Below are 5,945 nucleotides of genomic sequence, written 5' to 3'. Positions count from 1 at the left end.
AAAAATTATGACCAGTCTGATTGCTTCGGTCCAGCACCTTCTACGTGCTACAACAGAAAGAGCCGGCTATTGCCGGCTCTTCTCACTTTAAACAAACACAAGTATAACAAGCAATGATTTTCTAGGTATAGCAGGGGCTATCTCGTGAACCTTACGTCACCGTACTTGGAGATGATGTTAACGGAGCCTTTGGAAGAGGAGCTTCCGAATTTTCCTTTATACTCTGCTGAGGTATGGCCTTTTTCCAGGCTTGTGTAGTTCACAAGCGTCTTGTCCACATTGAAATTTCCAAACTGTACATTCACATCGAAGTTAAAAGTAGAGTTGTTATCAAAGTGCAGCGAGATGGGGCTGAAGCCACTGGCCAGGTTGATACTGCTGATGTTCTTGCTGATATTATCAACCCGGAGCGATCCGTACTTCAAGTCAAGATCGAGCGATTCTGACAGGCTACCTATCTTAAAGTCACTGAACCTGGAAGAACCTTGCAGAGAGCTCGTACCTTCCAGACTTAGATCCGAATAGGCGACATCCACATTGCCTCCATTTATGTAGCCGCAGTTGCCGGAGCCATAAGCTATTTTTACTGAATTGGAAGTGTTGCTCAATCTGTCCGACTTGAGAGAGCCGTATTTTACACTAACATCCACTTTTCCTTTCAGGGCAGCTAAGTATACATCCCCGAAGCTATTCTTTACTGTCAGGGCATTTACATCGGGCATGTATACCGTATAGTTGATTTCGAAGCTCCTGTTGCCGCCATGGTTCCTCATCGAGGCCATTTCTGTTTTCACCACAATGGTGTTGCCGCTGCGGCTTTCCGCGATGTTTATCTTATTGAGGAGATCCTGCGCAGCCTTGTCAGAGCCGGCACGGGTGATAATATCTACCTTCACCTGTATTTCGTTGCGATCCCAGGTATTCACATGTACTCTGCCAAACTTGTTCTCGATATTCAGTACATCGGACTTGTTCACCTTATAGGTCTTCTCAAAGGTCTTGCGTTTTTCCGTGTCGTATGCTGCTGCTTCTTCTGCAGCCTGCTCAGCTGTCTGCTGGCAGTTAGCACCTGTTGTCTGTATTGCCAGGGCGATCACAGGGGCTGTCTCAAGCGAAAGAACAGGTACTGCCACAACAACAGGGGCAGGGTCCGGTTCATGAATTGATGCACTCGACGGGCAGGGAGCCGTCGGTACTTCCGGCTGAGCTGCAGCCAGGGCAGGCAGCATTACCAGAAGGCAGGTTAGGTGGCGTAAGGACTTAAATAGTAGTGGTTTCATCGCTATCGGGTTCAGTAATGTTTTGTTTCTGTATTTCTTCTATTCTCTTGAGTACTTCCAGTTGCCGGTTCAGGACTCTGATCCGTATCTGCAGATTCTGGATCATGGCTCCCATCACCTGATCCGTGTTCGGAGTGGTGTAAAGTTGTGTCTTCAGTTGGGTATAGCTGCTGTCGAGGCGGGCCAGCTCCCGGTCAATTCCTGCGGCCTCGTCCAGGCCCAACACTTTCATGTCGTATTCGCTGAGCTGGTCCCGCTTGGCATTGATCTGGCTGGTATAGTAAGCTTCCACCTCCACCAGTTCAGGAGCAATCTGGTTAAGCGTTGGCTGCCCGGTAACAGCTGCCAGAGTATTGTCTGTCGTCGGGGTGTTCTGCTTCATGAGCAGCAGGGTCAGGCCACAACCTACCAGCAGGATGATCGCAGCGGCTACGCGCATGAACATGAAGTCGGCGCTGATGCTGGCCCACTCACCAAAGTTGATGCTGATCAGTTTGGCTTCTTTGCGTGGCGCTGTTTTGGGCGTGGCCGGCATCTCCCGGCAGATCTCCTGCCACAGCTCCGGGCGGGGCTCGAACACATCGAATTCCTCCCGGTTTTCGTTCACAAATTCTTTTAACCTATCTTTCATCTTTTGCTCCTCTTTATATGCTCCCTGTGGCTACGCCACATGAATTGAATCGTGCATTAAATCCAGTAACTTCTTCCTGGCCCGGCTATACTGCGATTTTGAAGTAGACTCGCTTATACCTAGTATCTCCCCAATTTCGGCATGGTCATAGCCTTCGAGCAGGTATAGGCTCAGCACCACCCGGTAACCGTCCGGCAGGCGCTGGATCGCTTTCCGCACCTTCTCGACCTGCCATTCGGTGTTGTCGTCATATTCCTCATCAGCTATGCCTTCTGTAATCCGGTCCTCCAGCGGCACGAGTTCTGACCGGCGCTTCCGGATCGCATTGACTGCCGCATTGACAACGATCTTTTTGAGCCAACTCCCGAAGGATGCCTCTCCTTTATAAGAATGAAGGTTTTTGAAAGCACTGATGAAAGCCTCCTGCAATACATCTTCGGCCTCTGCATAGTCGTTGGTGATGCGCATGCTCACGTTAAACATAGCCTTCGAGTAAAGCTTGTACAGCTCATACTGGGCACGGTTATCCCCTTCCCTGCAGCGCTTCACAACCTGGGCGTTCACATCCTGGTAGCTGCTTTTTTCCAACGTGGCTTGATTTAACGTTTTCACCTGCCGGCCTTCGCCTTGTTACATTAGTTCATCAGTTTTATTTCCTTTGCTTCCCTTCAGCCTATTCACACTAAAGACAAAAGCAAATACACGAGGTTGCATGAAGTTGCAAAATAATTTTTAAAACTTTTCGTTACTGCCTTCCGCATCCTTTCAGCTTACCCAGCTATAAGGTATATCTACAAAAAAGCCAGCCCTGATCAGAGCTGGCTTTGAATATTTAATAGCAATACCTGCATATAGGACAGGTGCAATAGCCAATGTTTAGTCCATTATATCAAACCTGATACCTTGCGCCAGCGGCATTTCGCGGCTGTAGTTGATGGTATTGGTCTGGCGGCGCATGTAGATCCGCCAGGCATCGGATCCCGACTCGCGTCCACCGCCCGTGTCTTTCTCCCCACCGAAGGCACCACCGATCTCAGCACCGGATGTACCGATGTTCACATTGGCAATGCCGCAGTCAGAGCCCAGCTGGCTCAGGAAAGCTTCTGTCTCGAGCAGGTTGGTAGAGAAGATCGCCGATGAAAGCCCCTGCTTCACGCCATTTTGCAGTTCTATCGCATTTTCAACATCACCGCTATACCTGATCAGGTATAGGATAGGCGCAAATGTTTCTTCCTGCACCATGTGGTAGTGGTTTTCGGCCTCCACGATGGCAGGCGTCACGTACGTACCGGTCGCATACTGCTCTCCTTCCAGCACATCACCGCCTATCAGCAGGTTGCCTCCCTCCTGCTGCACAGCTTCCAGGGCTTTGCGGAAAGCGTTCACGGCATCTTTATCGATCAGTGGTCCCACCAGTGTGGTATCGTTCAACGGGTGCCCGATCGGCAGGGCCGGATAGATCTTCAGCAGGCGCTCCTTTACCTGTTCGTATACATTCTCGTGGATGATCAGGCGGCGGGTAGAGGTGCAGCGCTGGCCACAGGTACCAACAGCTCCAAACACCGCCGCACGCAGGGCCATTTCGATGTCGGCGTGCTCTGTCAGGATGATGGCATTGTTACCACCCAGCTCCAGCAGCGATTTCCCTAAGCGTGCCCCGACAGCCTCGCCCACTTTCTTGCCCATACGCGTAGAACCCGTTGCAGATACCAATGGGATACGGGTATCGTTTGCCATTAGGCTGCCAATCTCGGCATCCCCGATGATGAGGTTGAATATACCTTCCGGCAGTTCGTTCTCAACCAGTACTTCCCGGATGATGTGCTGGCAAGCTATACCTGTGAGCGGTGTTTTTTCAGATGGTTTCCAGATGGTCACGTCGCCACACACGGCTGCCAGCATCGCGTTCCAGCTCCATACCGCCACAGGGAAATTAAAGGCAGAGATCACACCCACAATTCCGAGCGGATGGTACTGCTCGTACATGCGGTGCTGCGGGCGCTCTGAGTGCATGGTGTAGCCGTGCAGCTGACGCGACAGGCCTACTGCAAAGTCACAGATGTCGATCATTTCCTGGACCTCTCCAAGCCCTTCCTGCAGGATCTTACCCATTTCATAGCTTACCAGTTTGCCCAGTGCCTCTTTGTTTTCGCGCAGCTTGTTGCCAATCTGCCGCACTACCTCCCCGCGCTTCGGTGCCGGTGTTTTGCGCCATACCTTAAAAGCCTCCTCGGCTTTTTTAACGACCTGCTCATAATCTTCGGCTGTGGCCATGTTGACTGTAGCCATGTAATTGCCGTCGGCAGGAGAGTGAATCTCGCGGGTATTCTTATTGCTTTCTCCGCCCCACTCCAGCCCGGTGCTATAGGCAGGGTTCAGCTCTCTGATGCCCAACTGCTGCAGCACGTCTGTAATTGCTTTGGTCAGGGGAAGTTCATCTATGGTTTGCTTCATAATCTTTTCGTTTAAATTGAATTCAGCTATAGAATTAACTTTTGGTTTTAGGGCTAACTCCTGAAAAGTAGAACAGAAGCTCCGCACCATGAAGATAGGCCTTTTGCAAATCTTTTAAAACAAAAAAGCTTCCGCAATTCTGCAGAAGCTTTTTTGATCTGTAATCCATCATTTATTAGCGTTTCCCGATCGGGTAGTAGGCTTTCAGGCCATCCGGGTAGATGCCTTCGATGTATACGACACCGGTGTCGAAGTTCTTCAGGAGTTTTTCAACATCCGAAGGCACGTTCACGGCATACTTGTCGATCCTGGTGATGATGAAGCCATCCTTCATACCTGTTTCGCGGAATTTGCTCTTATCAACGTTCGATATCTTAGCACCGCCATCTATGCCGAGCTTGTTCATCTCCTGCTTGCTGACGGCATCAAACGTAGCGCCATCAAACGTAACAGCCTTGGCTGTGCTGCGCTTGGATACTTCGGTGCTGTTGTTGAGGTTCTTCAGCGTTACATTGGCGGATCGCTCTTTGCCATCACGCAGGTATTCCACTTTCACCTTATCGCCAGGCCGGTAGCGGGCCACCTGCTCGAGCAGTTGAGAAGAACGTGCTACTTTCACACCGTTGATGGCCGTAATAACATCCCCTGCTTTCAGGCCGGCTTCCTTGGCTCCGCCTTCTTCCACTGTGGCCAGGTATACCCCGTTCAATGTGTTGAGTCCCTTTTCTTTGGCAAAAGCTGCATCAATCTCCTGTATAGTGGCTCCCAACAGGGCGCGTTGTACTTCCCCATACTTCAGCAGGTCGTCTACCACTTTGCTTACGATGGCAGAAGGCACTGCAAAAGAGTACCCGGCAAAAGAGCCTGTCTGCGAAGCGATGGCCGTGTTGATGCCTACAAGGTCACCGTTCAGGTTTACCAGCGCGCCTCCACTGTTGCCGGGGTTTACGGCTGCATCCGTCTGTATAAAAGATTCTATGCTCAGGTCTCTGTTCTGGCTGGTACGCAGTATGTTGATGTTACGTCCTTTGGCACTTACTATACCTGCTGTTACGGTAGAGGTCAGGTTCATCGGGTTACCTACTGCGAGTACCCATTCACCTACCTGCAGCTCATCAGAGTTGCCATAGCGGACCACCGGTAACTTATCGGCATTGATCTTAAGCACCGCCAGGTCGGTTGTAGGGTCGGTACCTACCAGCGTGGCTTCAAACTTGCGTTTATCGTCCAGTATTACTTCTATTTTGTCAGCCCGGTCGACTACGTGATTATTGGTAACAATGTAGCCATCGGAGGCCACGATCACGCCCGAACCGGATCCCATTTGAGGCCCGCGGGGCACCCGCTCGCCAAATCCATCCCCAAAAAACTCACGCAGGAACGGATCCATCGGGCTGGTACTCCCCTGCGCTGACTGCACCGAATACTCGGTCGTAACGTGTACTACAGCCGGTGTTGTTACCTGGGCTGCTTTGATAAAATTAAGTCCTTCCGGCACAATAACTGAACTGCTGCGCATATCACTGGTATAACGCACAGTCGGATATTGCTCCTCCACTTTATTTGACTGGGGGCCGTTG

General features: G+C 51.0%; 5 protein-coding genes. All 5 read right to left on the bottom strand.

Annotated features, from left to right (window positions below; all coding sequences use genetic code 11):
- Nucleotides 1–137 precede the first annotated feature (137 nt).
- Nucleotides 138–1,280, bottom strand: coding sequence for a DUF4097 family beta strand repeat-containing protein (locus OB13_RS02910; RefSeq protein WP_461488648.1), 1,143 nt, complete (start codon nt 1,278–1,280; stop codon nt 138–140).
- Nucleotides 1,261–1,911 (bottom strand): hypothetical protein, encoded by a 651-nt coding sequence (locus OB13_RS02905; protein WP_461488647.1) that lies wholly within the window; start codon nt 1,909–1,911, stop codon nt 1,261–1,263. The genes OB13_RS02910 and OB13_RS02905 overlap by 20 nt, the downstream gene beginning before the upstream one ends.
- A gap of 30 nt (nt 1,912–1,941) precedes the next feature.
- The gene (locus OB13_RS02900) at nt 1,942–2,499 is read right to left on the bottom strand and encodes an RNA polymerase sigma factor (RefSeq protein ID WP_461488649.1); all 558 of its coding nucleotides are present in this window, start codon (nt 2,497–2,499) and stop codon (nt 1,942–1,944) included.
- A gap of 288 nt (nt 2,500–2,787) precedes the next feature.
- Complete coding sequence (amaB, locus tag OB13_RS02895; protein WP_461488646.1) at nt 2,788–4,365, bottom strand: L-piperidine-6-carboxylate dehydrogenase; 1,578 nt, start codon at nt 4,363–4,365, stop codon at nt 2,788–2,790.
- 175 nt (nt 4,366–4,540) lie between these two features.
- Nucleotides 4,541–5,945 (bottom strand): Do family serine endopeptidase (locus OB13_RS02890; protein WP_461488645.1); only part of this gene is annotated, 1,405 nt, incomplete at its 5' end.

The organism is Pontibacter sp. HJ8 (genome assembly GCF_054824225.1).
Note: the sequence above shows the minus strand (reverse complement) of the source record. Positions and strands in the feature narration are given on the sequence as shown.